The organism is Cyclobacterium sp. 10D3-21, assembly GCF_055809755.1.
In genome coordinates this window covers 964,132-987,308 of the sequence record NZ_CM147924.1, presented here as the reverse complement: position 1 = coordinate 987,308, position 23,177 = coordinate 964,132, and the positions used below count along the sequence as shown (strand labels likewise).

The following is a 23,177-nucleotide window of genomic DNA, read 5'->3' as shown; positions in this document are numbered from 1 at the left end:
GAGGTCAGGACATTCATCAGGCACCTATTTATGCCATTTTACCCTTTGGGGTTTGAGCTGGTAAAATAATAGGCTCCAGGATGCATTTCCTCACCTGGAGAAAACCTTTTAATGACCTGTATTCATATTCCATGTCGCATAATAATTACTTTTCCTTAGCGAATAGACAATTTTTCCTATTCAATTGTAAGTAGTGTAAAGATCAGTTCCATTTTTTGATATTAGCGAAACCTGAATTCTTGTCGTCTCAAGTAATTTCATTAAAAGTTATTTGGGTGAATCTATAACGTTCAATATCTTTTGCTTTTTAAGGAACCTTCCAAAATCATGCTTGTACGCAGGTATTATTATGAAGAATGCTTTCTGAAGTCTACATTATATAATCAAAACATTGGAGAATTCGACTTCTTTGACCTCTGTCTTTTGGATCCCCTATGAAGAATTGGTACCGTATCGAGAGTTCATGTGCTCCTTTTGCCTGAGAACCAATGTTTGAAACCATGAAATCATAGCTGTATCCTATAACCATCCCTGATTCTAGTTTTACGCCGACCAAAAATATAATAGAGTCTTGATTTGGCATATTCCTTAAGCCTGGAATTCCTCTGTAACTTATTCCTGAAATAACAGATCTATAGAATAATTGAACCCCGATATCTATTTGCTGAAAAGCTCCCTGCTTCTTATAGTTGGCCATTATTGAGGCCATGTTGTCATACTGATTACCAGAGCTTTGATAAGCATCTAAAGGTAAATTCAATCCTCCATGTATACTCCATTTGATAGGCAAATAAATATTTTCACTATCTGGATAATAACTTAAACTTGGTTCATTCACATGGTGAAAAGCGGCTCCTAACCAAACACTTTCGTTGGTTAGAAGCCCTCCAAAAGATAAATCCAAATAGGAATACGGGTCAAAATTAGGGATATTATCCATTGTAGTCGAGCTAATCGTTCTGTTAAAAAGATCCACTTGATCGCCAAAGACAAGATTATCTAATGCTGCACTCCTGCTTACAATAGAGGCTTGGGATCCCATTCTAAAATTCCAAAATTTTGCTACCTCAAGATTGTAAGAGTAATAAAAAGAAATATCAGAGGTATTGATGTTAAAATTTGTCTCCTGAAAGCTATTTACTGATACTCCTATACCGCTGTGAAGGTCAATACTATAATGATCAAAGTATGCAGAATAAGCATTGAAATCCTGATCCAAACCTGGCCACTGCTTACGGTAATTAACACCAACTCTTGATAACTCTGTACTTCCAGTTAGAGCTGGATTTAAGTACAAGGGTGCAGAATAGAACTGGGAGTAATGAAAATCTTGTGCCATGGAGACCATTACGATTCCAGAAACAAGTAGGATAGTTAGGAGTAGTGCTCTCATTTCAGTAACATAAAAAGGTCCGTCATCGTTTGAGTTCTCCCATCGAGCGTACTAAATTTCAGCTTGTAAACATAGTTTCCTGGAATCGAAGGTTCTTGATTTAGTTTGCCATCCCATCCTTGTGAATTCAAATCATCGGTATAATAAATGGTTTCCCCCCATTTATTCAGCACCCAAAACTCTAATGACTCAATTCCTACAAACCTTGGGAAGAAATAATCATTGATACCATCACCGGTAGGAGTAAAGACATTTGGAACAACTAAGTAATAATCGAATACACTTATTTTTTTGCTTATTTTAACTGGACAACCGAAAATATCGGTTACAGTTAACACTATCTCATATTCTCCGTCTGCTTCGTAGGTATGTTTAGGATTTTCATCAAAGCTTTCTGATCCGTCACCAAAATCCCAATGGTAAGCAAGTATATTTCCAAAGGACCTATTCCAGAACTGTATTTCGAAATTGACTAAGAAGGAGTTGTACTGATCAAAAGCGACTGATTCGACTTCAGACCGGGCTATTGTTTCATTGTTTTCAATGTTATACGATTGTGTGAGGACACACCCCTTCCCATCCACAACTGTCACTTCATAGAGCCCAGGCTCAGTGGTAGTCATCGTTTTTTTATCAGAAGAGACGTTACCTCCACTCCAAGTAATGCTATAAGGAGCGATACCTCCGGATATAGTGATGTTCACTTCATCCTCAATAATTCGTGGGTCACATTGGATAATTTTATTCTGGAAGGGAGTAATTACAAGAGAAGGAGGTCTTTTTACATCGAAAGCCCTATTTATAGTACAACCAGATGCATCTGTAATAGTGACTGCGTATTGGCCTGAAGTTATTCCTGTTAAATTTTCACTTGTTTCTCCATTGCTCCATAAAATAGTATAGGGTTGAGTTCCTCCAAAAACACCTAACTGAATCTCACCACTATTGGAATTGTCACAATCCAAAGCATCTGTAATCTTTGGTTCCATGGCTAGCTGAGCTGGTTCAATAATATTGAATTCACTTCTTATTTCACAATCTGTTTGATCTTTAATGGTTACGCCATAAAAGCCTGGTGTTAGGTTAAATAGATTTTCAAGTTCTTCCCCATTATCCCATCTAATGGTTGTAGCGCCAACTCCATCTTGAAGGTTAAGTTTAATAAATCCATCATTTGCGCCATAACAGGTGATGTTACCAATCTCAGGGTCAACTTTAAATAAAGGAGCATCTACAATGGTAATTGTCTGTGATCTGACACAGCCACTTTGATCAGAAACCGACAGAGAGTAATCGCCAGGACCTAAATTATCAAAACCAATTTGGCTGGATCCAAATGACCAATTAATATTATACGGAGGCAAACCACCACTTACATCTAAATCAAGTGAACCGTCATTGGCCCCATAGCAACTGATATCAGTCTTGCTATAATTAATCACAATTGCTGCAGCTGGCTCTGTAATTTCAATACCTGTAATGACAGAAAAACAACCATTGGCATCTAAAACTGTCACTTCATATACTCCAGCCGGGATGGCTGTTAAATTTTGAGAAGTAACAGGAAATAATACTCCATTTCTTGTCCACTCAAATTGATAGGCTTCTGTTTCTATTCCCCCAGACACTGCCAATTCAATAGCTCCTGATTCATCTCCTGCACAAATAACCTTTGTCGTTGAAATCACTGATAAAGTGAGTTTCGATGGTTCATTAATATCATAGGATTTTGAAACAGAACAGCCATATTGATCTTCCACCCTAACGTTATAAGTCCCTGGAGCAATGTTTTCAATGGCACTATTGCTTGATGTAAATCCATTTGGCCCAGTCCAAGAATACGAAAACACACTATTCCCTCCAGAAGGATTAAGCTTAATGAATCCATCTGAAGCACCAGAACAACTAATCTCATATCCACTGAAATCTGAAATTTCTTCAGATAAGGTTATCGATGGGTTTACGGTAATTCTATACGTTTTTGGAACACCCGAGCATGTACCACCGTCACTGGTATTCACGTTCACTTTATATTCTACAGTGATTGGGAAATTGGTGGGATTAGTTAAGTTTTGGACTGGAATGATCGCATTTGTTCCTGAAGTCAAAACCCCTTCCACTCCATTTGCCACTGCAGTCCATGAGAAAGATGCCTCTTTAACATCTGAAATGATTGTTACTTCCTTAGATTCAGAACCTGTACAAAGCATTTGATCATCTTCTGAAAAAGTAATGGAAGGTGCTGGCTGGACAGTTACTACCAAATCAAAATCATCTCCAACACAATTACCTAATTCAGGAGTCACAGTATAAGTCACATCAAGCGCCTCATTTGTACTATTTACCAGTTGTTGATTTATAGAAATTTCTGATTGGCTTGACTCACTGGCGCCTATGATTCCTGGAGGTGCATTTACGGTCCATGTGAAATTAGATCCAGAGCCCAGGCCTATTGGCTTATAGTCAAATTCTTCATCGCTACAAATTGTTAAATTATCATCAGTATAAACAGGTTCTGGATGAACTATTACTGTGTATATGGCAGGGACTACCGAACAGTTGCCCAGGTTAGAATTAGGTATCAATGCTGTATAGATAACTTTTATCATCTGACCAGTAGAGTTTGTGAGTTCTTGAACAGGGATTTCGTCTGTTCCTGAGGAAATCACTCCTGTTACATCACCAGCATCTACGGTCCACTGGATAGCTTCTCCAGAAGGAGAAGAGCTTAATGTCACCGCCTGTGTTGATTCACCAGAACATATCTCCTGATCTGGAAGGCTAAACTGTATGGTTGGTGCCGGGTTTACCGTGACAATAACTTGTTCGGAAATCGTACATTGGGTTTCCTGATCAGTAACGGTCAGTGTATATGTGGTTGTCTGAGATGGCTTTATGGATATATCAGAAGCTTTAGAACCGGCGATTGAGCTTGCAGGAACACTGGTCCAATTGTATAAAAAATCACCACTCCCTTCTGTTGCAATTCCATTAATTTCAATCTCTTCGCCATTGCAAATTTCCAGGTCCGGCCCAAGACTAATATTCGGAGGATTAGATATGGAAAAAGTTTCTTCAACTGTGGTGGTACCACAGCTAGAGGTTACTTCCAAAGTAACTTTTTTTGGTCCCGCAGTATTGAATTCGATGGGTCCGGGGTCAAGAGAAGACGATGAAGAAGGTATGCCTCCCTCGAAGGTCCATTTATAGGTCGGTATATCAGAACTACAAACGCTAACTGTTCCTTCAGGGGTAAAGGTTGTCGGCCCACATGTTTGGGGAATTGCTCCAATAGAAATTTCTGGTGGAGCCGTAACTGTTACCTTTTGTTCCTCTTTGAATGTACCACAGCTAGCTTTAATGGTAAGACTTATTGTATATTCTCCTGGATTATTAAAAAGGAAACTTGGACTTTCAGAATTTTTATCTGAACCAGTTAAAAATTCCCAATCTGAAGCTATTCCACAATTACCTTTTGAATAACTAACCGCCCAAGTGTAAATATCATCTCCGCCCAAGCCTAAAATATTGGATGTATTAGTAGCTTTTACATTTGCCGGCCCACATACCTCCTGAGCATCCAAAGTGAATGAAGGTTCGGGCTGTGGAATAACAGTGATCGTTTTTGTTTCTTCTTTTATCCCACAGCGATTCCCTGTAATAAGTTTAATCGTGTACGTGCCTGGGGTGATAAACTTAGGGTTAAGTATGTCCGAACCAGACATCCATGAATTAGGTGATGTTGGGTTTGGTTGATTCCCCAATGAAGAACCACTACTTAGGGTCCAACCTACATCTGGTGATATCTCCCAAACAAATCTTTTATTCTCGCTACAACTTCCACTGGCACTAACTTCAGTTAAAAAGTCAGTCTCATTTTCAATCCTTATTACTTCATCTACGCATACTGTCTCTGATGAAATTGAAATTTCTGGAATTGGGGGCTCAGAGACATTGATCGGTGCTACGGTAGCTTGAGAAACCGCACAGGGGTTTCGGGCTACAATATTGACAGAAAAAGAGTTATCAAAAATACCTGAAGTTTCCCCACAAGATCCCCGGGTAAAAACATGAGAAACTGATGAAGGTGGAGGATGAGTAAACTCCTGAGGAGTAGATCCATCTGAAAAGGTTACTGTATAAGTTGTTCCATCAGGATTATTCTCTGCACCTGTAATTGGGAATGTAAGTGGATCCCCTACACAGACATTTGTGTTACCTGGATTTTCTAAACCAACTGCTGGGTTTGAGCCAACAAATACCCCAAACTTTCTGCTCACTTTACAACCATTCGCAGAAGTCACAGTATAGGTAATATTATATATACCTACATTATAAGTATGTTGAAGCGAAGACCATTTTTGTGGCTCCTCATAAACGGCACTTCCATCTCCCCAGTCAATCTCATAATTTGTATTGTTTTCGTTATTTCCCTCACCATTAAAGAAAGTAAATTCAGAAGGCTGGTTCTGACAAATAATATAATACTGTAAGTTCTCAAAAGTTGTTTCTTCCTGATCACTATTCACTATCAGAGAAGGAATTTCTTTTACGGTAACTGTTTTTGTCACTATATCGATAACATCATCCTTGTCCTTAACGGTAAGTGTTACTTTAAATATCTTTTCTCCACTACCCGTTGCTGACGAAAATGTTTTAGAAGGATCTTTTTGACTAGATCTTGTCTGGTCTCCAAAATCCCATTCATAGGTTAAATCAGATCCCACAGAAAGGTTTGTGAATTTTATCGGAGTATCAGCACATACATTGTCCGGTGAAAAAGAAAAATCTGCCACAGGGTCAGCTTCTTCCCGATCAAAAAATCTTAAATGATTTAAGTTATGAGTAGTATTTACAGCAGCAAGAATTGAGACAACTAAAAGTCCTATTAGGAAAAAACCAATAAAAACAACTCTTACAACCCTATTTATCATGAAATAAGCCAGATTAACATATTAATTAATACTTTTAATTGATCTCTTAAAATCTCTTGATGCTAGGTGGAAAGATTGTCCAGTAGCATGCCCTTCATTCACGTGATTTTCATTTAAAGATAAATGTACTTCTGAATAGGTATTGGCTAGTGTTCTATTTTTACTAGCCTGTCTATGGACAATATCTTTCATCCTTACTTTCTTTCTGGCTAATAATTGCATTACATATGTTTCAGGTATCTTATCCAACTTATTAAACATTAACTATTTATGGGTTTCATTCCTCTTATATCAATCTCTATAAACCGATACTTAGCTTCTTATCCATAAATTTCATTGACTCATAATGTAAAATACCAACACAATTAAACTTCTTCAATTGGATTGTAACCATTGGTACAATCATAAAATAAAAGAAAATATTTGACAAACTTCATTTTTCAAGACGCCAACAGTACTTTTGAAAGTACAAAATAAAAATTATTTTAATCAAAACATCGCTCAAAATAAAATTTAGTGAAATCGACCTTGGTTTTTATTTAAATTAAACCTTTAGGGGAAATACTGAAATGAATGTGCCGCAATCAAGCGAGCTCTAATTCCCCACAAGACCTAAGCTTCTCCCAAATTCAAGAAGTAGACATCCATTGAGTCCACTACTTTCATATAAATAATCGTTTACAATAATTTTAAATATGCGCTTATGAAAAATTCAATTAAAATGGTTATAGAACTCTTCCTTTTTCATCTCTCTTTTGGAATTGGGAGATCTTGTAAATCAAACGACACCTATTTATTCAATTGCATCTTTTTGTCCAAACCATCTTTAGAGCCTAAATAAAAGGTCAAAACACACCTGAATAATCGAGGAAATAGGTAAATATTATGGCTTTCATGGGGTTTTAACTCAGTTGTAACAGGTCATTTTTTATTCTATATTCACAATTTATGAAGCATATTCTTAGCCTCATTTGGGTAAAGTACTGAACCAGAAAAACATAATATTGAAGAAGGATTCTAATTACCTAAATTGGAATGCTGAACTCCGAATACACACGCTTAAAATTCATATGGGACACCTTAATTTAAATACTTTTGCTACTGTTTTCCTTGTAACCTGCTCCCTATTATCCTGCAAACAAAATACCGACGCTGTTGAAAAGGTAGTAACAGAGAAAGAGAAAAACTTGAGGCAAAAAGAAATTATCCCGAGTACCAATAAGCAAGCTACCAACCAACAAGCTCATGACAATACCATTTCAAACGAGCTTTCCTTTCTAAATGCGTTCGATAAGAAGTATCCCTATGAAATAAAACTTTTGGACCAATCAGTAATAAAAAAACGATTAGAGAAAATGCTCGGTTCTCAATATGATTTTGTAAAAAGGATTTGGGAAGTAGAAGCCCCCATTTCCATAACTAACGGGATTTTGTATGCCTGGGGAATGCAAGCACATAGTGGAGGCGACCCAAGTGCCGTTCTAATCGCTGACCTAAATAAAAATGTTTTGTATGTAGGTATTAGAAAAGACGAAAATGAAAAATTTTATTCTGAAGACGGAAGTAAGGTGCCACAAATAATGCAAGATTGGGCCGATGAACAATAACCTAATCGTGCAATTTTTATGTTTACTTTCAAGGATTGCTAATCCTGGATCCAGCATTGGAGCTTTATGGTATTTCCCTCGCTGAATTTGCTATAAAATCGAGGCCTTCGAAATTCATTTTTTGACAGCTTTCAAAAATGGTTAGCAATGGCTTTTTGCCCATTAGAACGGTCATTTTTTTATCCTTTATTCACCCTTTAAGAAGCAAAAACCGTATATTAAGGTAATGTTAATTTTAGCCTAATTGCAAAACCCTCCCATATTTCATATTCGGTTTGAATTAATTAAATTAGGCATCTAAACACCCAAAAAACCATGTACAACAAGGTTGGTAGCAACCTTAGAAAACAAATAACAAATTTAAATTCTAAGAAATGAAAAAGGTATTATTTTTAACTGGAGACTTTACAGAGGACTATGAAACGATGGTTCCTTTTCAAATGCTTGAAATGGTAGGATATACTGTGCATACCGTTTGCCCAAATAAAAAAAAGGGAGACATTGTTAAGACCGCCATCCATGATTTTGAAGGTGACCAGACTTATACTGAAAAACCAGGCCACAATTTTGTGCTAAACTATAGCTTTGATGATGTAAAAGTTAAAGACTATGATGGCTTGGTAATTGCAGGCGGAAGAGCACCTGAATATTTGAGATTAAATGGGAAATTAATCGAAATGGTAAAACACTTTTTCGAAGCTGACAAGCCTGTTGCCGCTATCTGCCATGGCATCCAGATTTTGACTACAGCTGGCGTTGTAAAAGGAAGAAAACTAACCGCTTACCCAGCTGTTGGTCCTGAAGTAACCTTAGCAGGTGGAGAATTCCAGGATATCCCTGCAGACCAAGCATTTGTGGATGGAAACCTTGTTACCTCCCCAGCATGGCCAGGTCACCCAAGTTTTATCAGGGAATTCCTGAAAATTATGGGAACTAAAATTGAGATATAATCTCTTCTACCAAAAAAGGTAAAGGCTGTTGTTAGGCCCTTACCTTTTTTGGACTTTTATCTCACTCGCTTTTTCATCAATAATTGGTTTGATTGGGCCTTTTTCATTTTCAAGATCAGAAAATTTTTCATTTTTTCCCTCGGTGTTTTTGTCAATCTCCTCTTCAATTGGGAGACATTGCCTCAAGAGAGGCCTAAGTTAAGGATGCCATTTAACCAGCTTCACTTTTTTAACATACTCAATAAACGAATGTCAGTAAACCCTATCTGAAAAACCAATTTGCACACTTCAACAAGTCTCTGTATATTGAATGATTCACCGTCATTAATCACCTATTTTACGGAAATTAATTTTAAATAACATTGTACCTTCCAACTTCGCGAAATTATAATTTGAATTTAAATATTTACTTTCTTTATAAACAGTAAAGTATTTAAACAACAGATATGGCAGTTACTGAATTAATAATTGTTCAATTTATTTTTGTAATTGAAACATAATGGTGAATAATTTAGCAAAAACAATTACCTCTTCCTTTTAATAGAAACCCAATATGTTGGTAACAAAGAGCATAAGTTTTAGTAGAATGTTAAAATTATCTTGGCATCACATTTTGTGGTTATCAATGTTGATGGGCCTTGTAGCATCTCTTTATCATTTTGATCTCATTAAAATTTATATTCCTTGGCTTCCGGTTTCTGTTATAGGCACTGCAGTTGCGTTTTATGTAGGGTTTAAAAACAACCAAGCCTATGACCGTATGTGGGAAGCCCGTAAAATCTGGGGAGGGATTGTCAATGAAAGTAGATCATGGGGAATGATGGTAGATGGACTAATTACCAATTTCATTTCAAAACAACCTTTTGAGGAAGACATTAAGGCAATCAAAAAGAGACTCTTTTACCGCCATATTGCATGGCTGTATGCCCATAGAAGTCAATTGCTGATCCCTACTGAATGGGAGCATATCAGCCAATCGGGCTCTGTAGGAAGACAAGCCGTTTATTTGAGGAAACAATTTGGAATAGGTTTGGTAGACGATGAAATAACCCGTACAGAACTGAAACAATTTTTATCCTCCGAGGAATACGAACGATTAATAAACAAAGCAAATACAGCCACCCAAATAATCAATGAACAATCCCGAGAATTAACCTCCTTAAGAGAGAAAGGAATTATTAATGATTTTCAGCACATGCAATTGGAAGGTGTCCTGAGAAGTTTTTACACCTTACAGGGCAAAAATGAGCGCATCAAAAAATTTCCTTTACCAAGACAATACGCCAATATTAGTAGGTATTTTGTTGGGATTTTTATTATGCTACTCCCTTTTAGTATGATACCGGAGCTACTTAATTTAAGCAATTGGGGTGTTTGGCTTTCCATTCCGATCAGTGCTTTGATTGGCTGGGTATACGTAATGATGGAGATCACCGGGGATTATTCAGAAAACCCATTTCAAGGCATGTCCAATGATATCCCAATGTTGTCCCTATGCAGAACGATAGAAATAGATTTAAGAGAAATGCTGGGAGAGACTGAGCTTCCTCCAGCCATTCAATCAAAAAATGGGGTACTCATGTAACCCTTAGACAACAGGCATTCATCTCAAAATTTGAAACAAAATGAAGGTGTGCTATTTTTACTATTACCTTTCTAAACCCTCCTATCCTATTGATTGTAAACCATTAAAATTTATCAACACAGTAAAAATATCAAAAAAAATATTTAAATTGAATACTGTAAATTACATTTAATGAGGTGATAGAAATAGGCAATTGGATACATTCTCCTATTGGAGGCATTCATTTTTTAACCTCCAATATAGGCTTGTTAACAGGCGCTTACATATTACTTGCAAAAAAAGGCTCTTTACTACACAAGAGGGTTGGCTATGTATTCGCAATAGCTTTGCTATTGGTCAATATTTCTGCCTTATTTATCTATGATTTTAATGATGGATTCTTCAGTGTCTTTCATTACTTAATCCCGGTTTCTCTGCTTTTTTTAATGTATGGAATGTACCCTATGCTTGTTAAACCCAAAAGCAAAAATCGCCTCCGCAGTCATATTATTGGAATGAATGGAGCGGCATTGGGATTATGGGCGGCAGGAGCTACCGAATACTTTGTCAGGGAATTTGCCTTTGGACTTAGCAAATCCCAATTGATTTGGTATTCCTTTATTATTTCAGTTCCATTCGCCATCTTAATAACAGTAAGTATTACCTATCACCTTAAAAAACTTTCCAAAAAGCATAGGGGATTAAATAATGCTGACCATTGACAGAAAGACAAGGAAAACCTAATTATCGCTCGATTAAAAACATCAATTCAATTAAGTTTAATAATTGCCAATAATTTAATACGGGCAGAACTGGAATAGGAAACCAATGGGTTTATGCTAAATACTATTGTTTTTTTAAGCCTTGGCTAAAGTTGACCTAAAGTAGACACAGAGTTGACACAATTAAATTGGCGAAATTCAGTTAGATTACGAGCAAAAATAAACATGAATGATCATTCCTATGCTTTCTCAAAAAATCAAAGAATTAAGAACTCAGAAGAACCTAACCCAAGAAAAGCTATCCGAACTCTCAGGAATAAGCTTGAGAACCTTACAAAGAATTGAGAAAAATGAAGGTTCCCCAACAGCCGATAGTATTTCAAAATTGTCTTTGGCCCTCAAACAAGACATTAACGGGTTAGTTGAAAAAGATTTGGAAGACAATAAACAACAAATAAAAATATTGTTTTTGTCTGCATTATCGTTTTTGATTTTCCCTCTATTAGGTGCTATTGTCCCATCAATTATTTGGGTTTGGGAAAAAGAAAAATTGAGAGAATTTGAGAACTCAATAAATTCACTGATTAATTTCCAAATAACCTGGGTAATTGTTTTTTCCCTTACTCCATTTTTTATAATCCCCATCATTTATTATCTGTTAAACATGATTTTGACGGTGATCTATACTATTATAAGTAACAACCCCATTTTTTACTTCAGGAATAGCGGCGACAGCCATTATTTTGTGTGGGCTATAATGTATATATTTAATGTATATGTAATTATTAGAAATACCTGGTTCCTTGATGAAGAGCGAAAGATCAATTTTTCCCCAAAAATACCATTCATTAAATAAGGCAAATCTCTAATCCAGTGAGTAGATTTAAGAATAAACTTATGGCTCATGTTTTAGATCACCAAATTTTCAGGCGGTCCTTGATAGAACGTTTCTAATTACTTGGATATTAGCGTTGCTCCTCCCTTAGGGTTACTTATAAAAAAATAGTAAAAATTGTCATACATCATTTATCAACAAATGCCACTAAAATATTTACTAATACTTGCCACATTTGGCCTATTCACACATTGTGCTGAAAAATCTACATCTGATTATACAATTGAAGCAACCTTTGCCTCCAAGGCTCCTGAAATCGATGGCAAAGCCGACGACCCCATTTGGCAGCAGGCCAAACCAATAGCGCTGAAGAATAATCGTTCTGGAAAGGAAGTCCAAGAAGCCGAACTACAAACCCATATCAAGGCATCTTATGATGTCAACTCCTTGTATTTCTTATTTGAATGCAAGGATCCGGATATTTGGGCGAAATTCACACAACGTGATGAATATTTGTGGAAAGAAGAGGTTGTAGAAGTATTTATTGATGTAGATAATGTTCCTGAGACCTATGTAGAAATCGAAGTTTCTCCTTCCAATATCCTTTTCGACAGTTATATTGTCGATCCTGAAAACATTGATGTTCCGGCAACAGCAAAATTTAACTTACCGGGTCTTAGTACCGGGGTGACCGTACAGGGAACCCTTAACAAGCGCGATGACATAGACAACAGCTGGGCCGTCGAAATGGCCATACCCTTTGAAGATTTGACCAATGCAACTACTGAAAAAGTAGGCCCTGAGACTGAAATTAAAATCAACTTTTATCGGTTAGACAAAAACCAGGGCAAAGAATTTAAATCTTATGCCTGGTCCCCCACAGGAAAAAGCTTTCATAAACCATCTGTTTTCGGAAAACTAATATTTAAGTAACGCAACTTTAATAACATCCAAATAAGGGAACCTTATTACTTTTAAGTTTAGCTAATATAAAGTTAAGCTGCTTTTTTTAAAGTAAATATTCACGAACATTAGATTAATTTATGTCTTTTTCTTTATGTTTGTAACCTAAATACTTTTACGTTCACACAAAATTGTGCTGTTTTTTAAAAAAGTGCCATACAATTTTTATGGCAATAATTGATCCATTTATAGCACATTAAAAAAGTATTATATAAACATCTTCCTTTTTTTAAGGTTTAATTATTTTTTGAATTATGAGAATAACAAGGCTACTGGCTGCAGCAATTTGCTGTTTTTTTGCTACCACCTATCTGGCTTTTAGTCAGGATGTAAGTCAGGACTATATCATCAATAAGGAAGGCCATAAAATTTATGGTACGATCAAAAAATCATTTGATTTTAACACGATCAAATATATCCCTTTCGTTTCGAATGAAGGAGTAAAAACCAAGTATTATCCCGATGACATTCAAGGGTTTGGCTTGTCAAATGGAAGAAAATTCATGAGTAGATATATACCAGATAAGGAAGAAGATGGAGTGGTATTTTTTCAAATTATTATAAAAGGAAAGGTTAACCTTTTGAGCTATAAAAATCAATATTATATAGAAAATGAAGACTATTTTTTGGAATTGAATATTGTTGATGAAGCAAAAGATAAAGATGGGAATTTAGTAAGGGCCAAAGACAGAGAGTACATGGGATATTTAAGTTACATGCTTTTTGGGCCATGTGGTAATAGACTTCAGGAGAAGATTGCTTCAACAAATCTATCTGAACATGAATTGATATCTACATTTAAACTTTACTATGATTGTGAACAGAAACCCTACGAACTGAATGTAAAAAACTTACCTTTTGTGAGAGCCTCCATTATCGCAGGTGCTGGCATTTCCTTTACACAATCCAACCTTACAGAAGACTCATTTGATGAAATTCCTCATGTTTTTGACACCCAACACAACCCATATATAAGTCTTGGTGTAAAGCTGGATCAATGGAGACGGTTGCCGCGTTTTGCTTTTGATGCTGGCATAGGTTTTACCAAAGGGGAAAATGTAATTAATATGGAATTGTTTAAACCAAACCAGAGATATTCCGCTACTGAAGAATATTCCAGATCAAGTTTAATTGTGCCCATATTCATCAATTATCTAGCTTACAGGTCCAAAAACAACGAGTTCTATCTTGGTGCAGGAGCTGTTATTAGGACCAATACATTGGAGAGCAAGTTTAGTATAGTGGACCATAAAATCACCTATGAGCCGGTTACAGTAAGGCTCTATGAAGAATCCGTTTTAACTTACTCATCCTCCAAATTGTCGCCTGCAATAAAACTAGGTATTAACTTTTTGTACAACCGACGTTTCGGCATTATATCTGAATTTCAATTGGAGCATATCTCAAAGGAATACACGATTGATTTAAGTAGTCGTCAATCTTACTACAATTCCCTTGTCGCATCTTACATGATAGGTTTTAGGTTATGAAAAGACACATTATTTTTAACGCACTTCTTGTGTTCTCCTTTTTAAATGCCTGTGATCAGGAGGAACTAACTCCGAGAACCAATCCCCGGTTTAGTATAGCCTATATCCAAGAATTGGATGATAGTGGAGCTGAATTTGTTTCCAATATTTACGATTTTGGAAGCGATGAAATCACAGAATATGGCTTCTTATATAGCCTTAATAGCTATCCTACCTTAAGCAATTCTGAGATAATTTCACAGCAAGGAAAACCTGAAAAAGAGTTTACCTTAAAAGCTAAGCATTCCTTGGTAAAAGGTAAAGTTTATGCTGTGGTAGCCTATATTCAAACTACCTCAGAAAGAGTTTATTCAGAACCATTTGGATTTGTAAGTCAGGGGGCTCCAGGTTTTATATTTGAAAGATTCGAATATAAAACACCTGTTTTTCACGGAGACACCATCACTGTATGGGGCAGTAACATGAGTCAACTCCATGAAAGTTACGCTGTGAATTTCCAAGACAAAGAAGCCAAAATTGTCAATATTGAAGAAAACTCATTCAAATTTATTGTTCCTGAATTTTCTAATTTCAATAATGGGGAAATTGGTCCTGATTCTTTTAACATTACTCTTCAGGTTTTGGATAAAAAGCTAGACATGAATGTAATTTTTCCTTTCCAAAATGCTGAATTCGAAGAAAGAGACACTCAATTTATCGATTATGGAGGCAGTGTTGAAATACTTGGCAAGTATTTGCAAGACATAAATTTGAAAATAGTTACTAGCCCAGATGTTCCGGAGAGAATTTACGGAAGCAATGTCACCATTCAATCTGCAGAAAACAATAAGATAGTATTTACACCCAACCCCAAATATGCAGGTATAAACAATAACCTGACCCTTGAAATTCGTGGCAAATTATACTCTATGGGGACTTATATCTTTGCTTTCAATCCACCAGAAATAAACTCCAATCAGCACCTTTTGATAAAACCATTTGAAAACTTCACAATAAAAGGTCATAATTTTAATACTGCCGCCACTAGAACTCATAAAGCTATTGTCAATGGACATCCAGTATCCTTAGAAGGATTTACTTCAGATGGTGAGTCTTTGACTTTTCGTATTGCTGATTTAGAAAGCTTTTACATGCGAACAAACAACGTGATGAAAATTAAAACTTTTGATCAGCTTTCTGAAGAGGCCATTACTTTTGAGTTTACAAATCCAGATTTTCCTTACATGCAGAATCCGTATGCATCTACTAAACCTTCACCAGATTGGAATTTGGGAAATATGGTAGGTTATGGGGAAAAAGGTTATTTCTTAGGCAATCATAATATTTTTGAATTTGATATTGATCAGAAAATTGTGGATTTAATTCACCAATTACCAAATGAAATCAGCCAACTTCAGTTTACATTTGGAGTATTATATGGTGAAAAATGGTATATAGGTGGTGGAGTCAATGCTATTAACAGTACTGTAAACCAATCCCTTTTTGTTTTTAATTTGCGAACAAAAGAATTAAGAAGGCTTCCTGATCTTCCTTTTTACGAAAAGGAATCCGTACTGGCACACGCCTTTAACGGTTTTCTTTATTTTGAGGGTGGTATCGTCATGAAAACTGGTAACGATCATAAAAATAGGTACAAATTTAATTTACAAACAGAAGAATGGATCAGGTTACCAGACAAAGAATTTGGTCGCGAATATATAGGACGAACCATTGCTTTTGAGCACAAAGAAAAACAATTTGCATTAGGGGACCCCGATGGAAGTATAAACGGAAATTTTGGGCTTTTTGAATTTGACCCTATTAAAGAACGCTGGAAATTAATTAAACAATTTGAGGGATTGAACTATTCAGGCATAAAAACTGACCAAGTTTTTGTAATTGGAAATAACGCATATTTGTTAGGAAGCAGTATGCATGTTCTGAATCTGGAAAATTACGAGATTCGATTTGTCACCAATTTTACTTTTTCGGATTTACTAAATTATAATTTTTACCGAAATATGGCATTCATGAGTAAAGGGAATATATATATTTTAGACCGTTACAGTCACCTTTGGGAGATTGACTTAGAAAAATTGAAATATTGATAAGAATAAAATGGGGCATTAAATTGAAGCCCCTCTTCTTTTAATAAAACCCAAAATCATAGGACTAAATATTGGCGCAAAATTCTTAAATTAAATTTTGGTTCGTGAAAAGCAGGTATGCGCTATTTTATGGACAAAAAACCTTGATAATACCAGCACAAAATCTCAGGGCGAATTAGTCAATATTGAATCACGTGAAAATCAGATCCCCTATGAAATTAAGCATTCTATCAATCCTTTTCTTATTTGTTACAAACGCATTTGCTCAAAACGACCCAACATGGGACAATACCCAGATTGAAAACTGGCCGGAGGAATGTTCGAGAATAATGATTCCATCCACCTTAGATGGGGAAAATCAACCTGCGATTTTTTACCCTGCAAAGCAAAAAAATCGACCTTTGATTGTCAGCCTACATACATGGAGCGCCAATTACGAACAGGAAGACGTACTGGTAGATGAGAGCATAAAGAAGGATTACAACTACATTCATCCTGATTTTAGAGGGCCAAACAAAAATTTTAAAGCTTGTGGTAGTGAATATGTAATTCAGGACATCGAAGATGCCATAACCTATGCGATAGAAAATGGCAATGCAGACCCTAACAATATTCATGTAATCGGCACAAGCGGAGGCGGATATGCCACCTTGCTTACCTATATGAACACCAATTATCCCGTAAAGACCTTTTCGGCTTGGGTACCCTTGTCGGATTTAAAAAAGTGGTATTACGAGTCAGAAGGCAGAGGAAACAAATATTCAATTGACATTGCCGCTTCAACTGTTAAGGAGGAAGATTTTGATAGGGAAAACTATTATTTAGGTGAGGAAGAAGCTGAAAAACGTTCTCCGATTTACATGAAAACGCCTGTAGAAAAACGCAAAAACAGCAAACTCTATATTTATGCTGGCATTCATGATGGGTATACCGGATCAGTCCCAATTACTCAATCTTTGGATTTTTACAATAAGGTAGTTGCTGATTTTGACGCCCAGGAGAAAAAGGAAATTATTCCTCAGGAAGACATTATAGAAATGCTCGCTTCCAGAAATTTTGTAGCCGCTGACAAAGACAGTATTGCTGACAGGCTAATTCATTATCAAAAAGCCTACAAGGATTTGGTTAAACTTACCATTTTTGAAGGTACGCATGAGTGCCTTACGAGTGTGGCTTTAGATCAGGTAGCAACAGAAAAAGTGCTGGTAATTGGAGACTCGAATGGCGCCAAAGAAAATGGATGGGTGGACCAATTGAAGAAGACGTATTTCGAGGATTTGGTGTACAACACCTGCATCTCCGGTAACACCATCGGTTTCAATAACAATGGTCAGGAAAAGCTCAACACATTACTTAATGTAGACCGGTACATGAATGAGGCAGACCAAAATTTACATGGCCTGGACAAGGTGGTGATCATGCTCGGAACCAACGATTGTAAAGCAGTCTTTGCGCCGAGAAAGGAAGAGATTCCAGCCAATATGGCCATGCTACTGAAGAAGATAAAGGCCCACCCTGTTTATGTCAAATACCAACCGGGAATTTATGTGATTTCACCTCCACCCTGTGGGGAAGATGCTATTATGAAAGAAAAATACCATGGTTCTTCTGAAAGAGTAAAATGGTTGATTCCTGAATTTGAAAAAGTAGCCACATTAAATGGCAGTAAATACATTGATATTCATACCACTTTGTCACCTCAATGGGCTTCGTTAGCAAAAGATGGCATTCATCCTGAAGAAGAAGGTCAGATGATGATGTCTAAAATGATAGCCGAGCAAATGAATTAAACCCGAAACATTACATTTCGCTGTTTCGAAACGCTTTAGCCCAAAAAACCAATGAAACCTTTCAATGCCATTATAATACTTCTCCTCTTTTTATTCCTTGGTTCCTGTGTTCAGGAGGTGAAATACAGCGAAAAGAAACCTGCCTTTGTTACTGGGAAAATACACCAATACAATGGCGAAAATTCCGCCTTAAGTTTGATTTATTCACAACCTGGCGTAAACGAGTCCACTGAATTAATCAAAATTGACAGTACTGGGAACTTCAGCTTTACTATTGAGGGACATCTTCCATTGGACGCCATGCTATTGGAGCAAAACACTTTTGCAAACATCTATTTTATTTATCATCCAGGAGATAGCGTTCACCTGGAATTTGAAGCAAAAGACAAGGGAATGGCACTTCTTAAAACTGTTAAATACAGTGGAAGTCGAGCGGAAACCAACAACAGCATCAGCGATTTTCAAGTTTTGCGGGAAACGCAAAATTTAGGCTATGCGGCCATTGACAAGGCCATTGCTTATAAGAAAAATGCAACAGATTTTATTCTTGAGATGGATGGGCTTAAGGAAAGACAATTAAAACTATACTCTTCATTCATTAAAGAATCCACTCCAAATGAGGAGGCGAAAAACTGGATAGCCCTGTATGCTTTGGAATCCTACTATCATTTTTTAGATGAATACAGCTGGAACCACCAAGATCTTCCGGAAGCTTATTTTGACTACAACTATGAAATTCTTCCGCTTTCCGAAGACAAATTAGTAAGCTGGCATGTTCTTGAAAAAAGAATCACAAGCAGTCTACAGGCAGATTTATTTTCAAAATTCGCAAAGCAATATCCTGGTATTGATTTAATACCAGCTTTAACTGACAAAACATCAAAATCAGATTCCTCTTTTGTCCAATTTGCAAGTGAAATGTATACAGACAATTTACTTCTTCAATTAAGCCTAAGTAGTTTGTATAAAAGTTTGTTCAGTATCAATTCATTGGAAAGTTATCAAAGAAATCAGGTTGCCCTCGAGAAAACATTGACCGCCCCATATATTATAAACCCACTTCAGGAAACTTATAACAAAACCCAAGAGACCCTAAACAACCCGGAAGAAAGAACCGCCTTAGTATTGAAAGAAATGATAGGCAGTCCTATAGAGGAAACCTTTAAAACGATTCTTGAAGAAAATAAAGGGAAAGTAATTTTCTTGGATTTCTGGGCAACCTGGTGCAAACCATGTATTGAAGAAATGCCAGATTCAAAGCTGTTATTATCAAAATTCGGCCAACAAGGAGTCGCTTTTGTGTACGTTTGCACAGATGAAAATAAAGAAAAAAGAGATAACCTTTTGTCAACCTTCGGTCTGGAAAGCGGCCAACACTACCAACTTGATAGCAAGCAAGCTCAATCTTTGTTTGATGTCTTCCAGTTTAATGGGATCCCTTACCATATGCTAATTGACAAAAAAGGGTCAATTATTGAACGTGGAAATCATCTTAGCCCAAGCATGAAATCGACCGAAGAAAAAATAGTAGCATTACTGAATAAATCATAATTCAGTAGGAGGTCCTTAGTCAACTTTAACCTTATTCGATACCTCACTAACTAGTTAAACCCAGTAAATTGGTAACGATATAGCCATGGAAAAATAGAATTATAATGGAAAAAACCAGAAAATCGGCTATAGAAATTAGCAAAGAAGAGTTTCGGGAAATTGGACATCAATTAATTGATGACATAGCTGATTTCATTGATTCAATCGATGAAAAACCAGTCACCCCAAATGAAAGCCTCGGCCAATTACAAAACATATTGGAGGATTCCGGCTTGCCCGAAAACGGAAAACCTGCAGCTGCCTTGGTGGCCAAAGCCTCTGAATTACTATTCAACCATTCTTTACTAAATGGGCACCCCAAATTTTTCGGATACATTACTTCTTCAGCTACGCCAATAGGCGCATTGGCTGATTTACTCGCCGCCTCAGTCAACCCTAATGTTGGCGCACATATCCTAAGCCCTATTGCCTCTGAGATTGAAAAACAAACCATCAGGTGGTTAGCAGAATTCATAGGTGTTTCTCCAAAATATGGTGGCTTATTGGTTAGTGGTGGCAATATGGCAAATTTCACTGCATTCTTAGCCGCAAGAACAGCGAAAGCACCGAAGACTGTCAAAGAAGATGGGCTAGGCAACACATCCAAAAAATTAACCGTTTATTGTTCGAATACCACCCATACCTGGGTTGAAAAAGCAGCCATTTTATTTGGGCTGGGCACTAATTCAATCCGATGGATTTCCACAAATGCTTGCAATAAAATGGACACGATGGTTTTAGAAGCCACAATTTCAGCGGATTTGAAAAAGAATTGTCAACCCATAATGGTAATTGGCACAGCCGGTGACGTAAGCACTGGCGTGGTAGATAATTTGGATGCTATAGCTGCTGTTTGCAAAAAACATGACCTGTGGTTCCATATTGATGGTGCGTATGGTGTACCTGCTGCGGTTGTCCCTCAATTCAAGCATTTATTTGAAGGAATTAAAGAGGCCGACTCTATTGCTTTAGATCCACACAAATGGTTGTATAGTCCTCTTGAGGCTGGATGTACATTGGTGAAGAACCCACAGCATTTAATTGACACTTATAGTTCACATCCTGAATACTATAACTTCAGCAATGGTGTAGAGGAAAAAACGCAAAATTTCTATGAATACGGACTTCAAAACTCCCGTGGTTTTAGGGCGCTAAAAGTTTGGCTAGCCTTGCAACAAATCGGCCGAAGTGGTTATGAAACATTGATTCGTGAAGACATTGAACTATCCCAAATGTTATTTGATTTGGCTGAAAAACATCCTGAATTGGAAGCTATTTCGCAGAATTTAAGCATAGCTACCTTTAGGTATGTCCCACTTAACGATGGCAGAAATCAGGATTACCTGAACAAACTGAATGAAGATTTATTGAATGAATTACAGGCTGGCGGAGAGGTTTTTCTATCCAATGCCATTGTTAACAAAAAATACTGCTTGAGGGCATGTATTGTCAATTTCAGAACCTCCCAAAAGGACATTGAAGAAATCATTGAAATAATAACCCAATCGGGAAGAAGGGTTCATTTAAAACGATCTCAAAAAGAACAGGATTAATTAAAAAGGTTACTATCGGGAAAATGAAAAACCCATACAACACTTTTTTCAAAATTAAATTCAACCTAAATTCAGTCATTTCATTTCTCATTTTGAAGAATCTTTTTTTTATCGACTGTCATTCTTTACAACCATAATGCTACTTCCCTAAATGCTACAATGTCGTCTAAATGTCGTAAATATGTAGTTGAATTACCTTCTAAATTCTTTCATCTTTGCATGTATAAATAAAACGGCACATGACAATTGGAGAACGCATAAAGGAACTAAGGACTCAAAGGGGGATTACCCAGGAAATTCTTGCCGAAAAAACTGGAATTACCACCCGCTCAATTCAAAGAATTGAAAATGGAGAGGTGACTCCTCGTTCTCATAGTTTATATAAAATATCAAAGGCACTTGACACATCGTTTGAAGCGTTTACAACTGATAGCGAAATCCCTTCAAAGACCAATGTGATCTGGCTTGTGGTGTTACATATTAGCGCGTTGCTTTATTTCGTTATTCCAACCCTTGTCATTTATGGATTGAAAAAACACGCTGTACCAGACATGAATTCCCATGCGGTTGATGTTATCAACTTCCAACTCAATTTGTTGATGATCATGGTTCCCTGCGGAATTTTTGCAGTTTTTATAATCCCAGTTCCAATCCTGATATTAACTGCTATCGTTGGTAGTTTAGTCATTTTAGTGAATAGTATACGTGTGGCTCTAAATAGTCCATACAGGTACCCATTAATCTACCCATTTATCAAAAAACTTTGAGCCCCATAGTCATGGCCCTTTACTTTTTAATTTTTGTGTTGCTCATCGCTAAAGTAGAAAAGAGTAAATCAAACAAAGTTAGGTGAGTTTTCTGTCATGACAATCATTAATTGGCTATGGTTAGCTTCCTGGCAATTCTTTTAAATTTGTCGTCCCCTCAAATCCTCATTGCGCTATATTATATTTGATTGTGAGACTTTTGTGATATATTTTTTTCAATATTGTAAAATGGGTGACAAAAAAATACTTCTAATTGAAGACGATAAAGACATTGCTGAGCTAGTGGTTTTACATTTAAGTAATGTGGGCTTTGCAGTGGAAAGCGTCAATACCTTTGCCAAAGGAATGGATTGTGCACTTAACAATCAGTACTTGCTTATTCTTTTAGATTTGATGTTGCCAGATGGGGATGGATTAGACATCTGCCGGAAATTAAGAATGGAGAAAATACAAACGCCCATTGTTATGCTTACAGCCAAAGCCGAAGAAATTGATAAGGTTTTGGGTCTGGAGTCTGGCGCAGATGACTATATAGGCAAACCTTTTAGTATCAGAGAATTTATTGCAAGGGTAAAAGCAATCATACGCCGTAGCTCGATATCCATCATCGAAAATGAAACCGAAGTGTTTCATTTTGATAATTTAAAGATCAATATATTTAAGCGTAAGGTTACCCTCGATGACAAAATCATTGAGCTCACAAAAAAGGAATTTGAACTCCTCTACTTCTTGGCAAAAAACAAGGGTGTAACCTATACCAGAGAAAAGCTTTTGAACATTATTTGGGGTTATGAATACGCAGGATATGACCACACTGTAAATTCTCATATCAACCGCCTTCGTGCAAAAATTGAAGACAGCCCTAACAAACCCAAATTCATTATAACAGCTTGGGGTGTTGGCTATAAATTTAACGATGAAATATAGCGTTT

15 protein-coding genes are annotated in these 23,177 nt (G+C 36.6%); 13 read left to right on the top strand and 2 right to left on the bottom strand.

All coding sequences use genetic code 11. The features are described from left to right. Positions 1-370: 370 nt before the first annotated feature. Both AC0L7T_RS04170 and AC0L7T_RS04165 read right to left on the bottom strand, forming a co-directional pair. The gene (locus AC0L7T_RS04170; RefSeq protein ID WP_473341218.1) at positions 371-1,393 is read right to left on the bottom strand and encodes a PorP/SprF family type IX secretion system membrane protein; all 1,023 of its coding nucleotides are present in this window, start codon (positions 1,391-1,393) and stop codon (positions 371-373) included. Next, on the bottom strand, positions 1,390-6,327 hold the full coding sequence (locus AC0L7T_RS04165; protein WP_473341217.1) for a PKD domain-containing protein: 4,938 nt from the start codon (positions 6,325-6,327) through the stop codon (positions 1,390-1,392). Before AC0L7T_RS04165 ends, AC0L7T_RS04170 begins: the two co-directional genes overlap by 4 nt. Positions 6,328-7,331: 1,004 nt before the next feature. Between AC0L7T_RS04165 and AC0L7T_RS04160 the strand changes: the two genes are divergently transcribed. From AC0L7T_RS04160 to AC0L7T_RS04100, 13 genes are all read left to right on the top strand, one after another. Beyond that, on the top strand, positions 7,332-7,934 hold the full coding sequence (locus AC0L7T_RS04160; protein WP_473341216.1) for a hypothetical protein: 603 nt from the start codon (positions 7,332-7,334) through the stop codon (positions 7,932-7,934). A gap of 374 nt (positions 7,935-8,308) precedes the next feature. Next, complete coding sequence (locus tag AC0L7T_RS04155) at positions 8,309-8,884, top strand: DJ-1/PfpI family protein (protein ID WP_473341215.1); 576 nt, start codon at positions 8,309-8,311, stop codon at positions 8,882-8,884. Positions 8,885-9,470: 586 nt separating this feature from the next. After that, positions 9,471-10,469: a bestrophin family protein gene (locus tag AC0L7T_RS04150; RefSeq protein ID WP_473341214.1), complete on the top strand. Its 999-nt coding sequence runs from the start codon at positions 9,471-9,473 to the stop codon at positions 10,467-10,469. A gap of 176 nt (positions 10,470-10,645) precedes the next feature. After that, entirely contained in the window at positions 10,646-11,170 is a 525-nt protein-coding gene (locus AC0L7T_RS04145) for a DUF2306 domain-containing protein (protein ID WP_473341213.1), read from the top strand. A gap of 229 nt (positions 11,171-11,399) precedes the next feature. After that, a complete protein-coding gene (locus tag AC0L7T_RS04140) occupies positions 11,400-12,026 on the top strand; it encodes a helix-turn-helix domain-containing protein (protein ID WP_473341212.1) in 627 nt (208 codons plus the stop codon). Positions 12,027-12,182: 156 nt separating this feature from the next. Then, positions 12,183-12,938: a carbohydrate-binding family 9-like protein gene (locus AC0L7T_RS04135; protein WP_473341211.1), complete on the top strand. Its 756-nt coding sequence runs from the start codon at positions 12,183-12,185 to the stop codon at positions 12,936-12,938. A 284-nt stretch (positions 12,939-13,222) separates the two neighbouring features. Then, a complete protein-coding gene (locus AC0L7T_RS04130) occupies positions 13,223-14,458 on the top strand; it encodes a hypothetical protein (protein WP_473341210.1) in 1,236 nt (411 codons plus the stop codon). Then, a complete protein-coding gene (locus AC0L7T_RS04125; RefSeq protein ID WP_473341209.1) occupies positions 14,455-16,545 on the top strand; it encodes a Kelch repeat-containing protein in 2,091 nt (696 codons plus the stop codon). The genes AC0L7T_RS04130 and AC0L7T_RS04125 overlap by 4 nt, the downstream gene beginning before the upstream one ends. Positions 16,546-16,757: 212 nt before the next feature. After that, positions 16,758-18,335 (top strand): SGNH/GDSL hydrolase family protein, encoded by a 1,578-nt coding sequence (locus AC0L7T_RS04120; RefSeq protein ID WP_473341208.1) that lies wholly within the window; start codon positions 16,758-16,760, stop codon positions 18,333-18,335. A 51-nt stretch (positions 18,336-18,386) separates the two neighbouring features. Then, positions 18,387-19,886: a TlpA family protein disulfide reductase gene (locus tag AC0L7T_RS04115; protein ID WP_473341207.1), complete on the top strand. Its 1,500-nt coding sequence runs from the start codon at positions 18,387-18,389 to the stop codon at positions 19,884-19,886. 104 nt (positions 19,887-19,990) lie between these two features. After that, complete coding sequence (locus tag AC0L7T_RS04110; RefSeq protein WP_473341206.1) at positions 19,991-21,478, top strand: pyridoxal phosphate-dependent decarboxylase family protein; 1,488 nt, start codon at positions 19,991-19,993, stop codon at positions 21,476-21,478. Between the two features lie 239 nt (positions 21,479-21,717). After that, positions 21,718-22,245, top strand: coding sequence for a helix-turn-helix domain-containing protein (locus tag AC0L7T_RS04105; protein WP_473341205.1), 528 nt, complete (start codon positions 21,718-21,720; stop codon positions 22,243-22,245). Between the two features lie 228 nt (positions 22,246-22,473). After that, positions 22,474-23,172, top strand: coding sequence for a response regulator transcription factor (locus tag AC0L7T_RS04100; protein WP_473341204.1), 699 nt, complete (start codon positions 22,474-22,476; stop codon positions 23,170-23,172). Positions 23,173-23,177: the final 5 nt, after the last annotated feature.

Excerpts from the sequence above, each read along its gene's own strand:
- AC0L7T_RS04170 (WP_473341218.1), bottom strand. The coding sequence starts at position 1,393 with ATGAGAGCACTACTCCTAACTATCCTACTTGTTTCTGGAATCGTAATG.
- AC0L7T_RS04165 (WP_473341217.1), bottom strand. The coding sequence starts at position 6,327 with ATGATAAATAGGGTTGTAAGAGTTGTTTTTATTGGTTTTTTCCTAATA.
- AC0L7T_RS04155 (WP_473341215.1), top strand. The coding sequence starts at position 8,309 with ATGAAAAAGGTATTATTTTTAACTGGAGACTTTACAGAGGACTATGAA.
- AC0L7T_RS04150 (WP_473341214.1), top strand. The coding sequence starts at position 9,471 with ATGTTAAAATTATCTTGGCATCACATTTTGTGGTTATCAATGTTGATG.
- AC0L7T_RS04140 (WP_473341212.1), top strand. The coding sequence starts at position 11,400 with ATGATCATTCCTATGCTTTCTCAAAAAATCAAAGAATTAAGAACTCAG.
- AC0L7T_RS04130 (WP_473341210.1), top strand. The coding sequence starts at position 13,223 with ATGAGAATAACAAGGCTACTGGCTGCAGCAATTTGCTGTTTTTTTGCT.
- AC0L7T_RS04125 (WP_473341209.1), top strand. The coding sequence starts at position 14,455 with ATGAAAAGACACATTATTTTTAACGCACTTCTTGTGTTCTCCTTTTTA.
- AC0L7T_RS04120 (WP_473341208.1), top strand. The coding sequence starts at position 16,758 with ATGAAATTAAGCATTCTATCAATCCTTTTCTTATTTGTTACAAACGCA.
- AC0L7T_RS04115 (WP_473341207.1), top strand. The coding sequence starts at position 18,387 with ATGAAACCTTTCAATGCCATTATAATACTTCTCCTCTTTTTATTCCTT.
- AC0L7T_RS04110 (WP_473341206.1), top strand. The coding sequence starts at position 19,991 with ATGGAAAAAACCAGAAAATCGGCTATAGAAATTAGCAAAGAAGAGTTT.
- AC0L7T_RS04105 (WP_473341205.1), top strand. The coding sequence starts at position 21,718 with ATGACAATTGGAGAACGCATAAAGGAACTAAGGACTCAAAGGGGGATT.
- AC0L7T_RS04100 (WP_473341204.1), top strand. The coding sequence starts at position 22,474 with ATGGGTGACAAAAAAATACTTCTAATTGAAGACGATAAAGACATTGCT.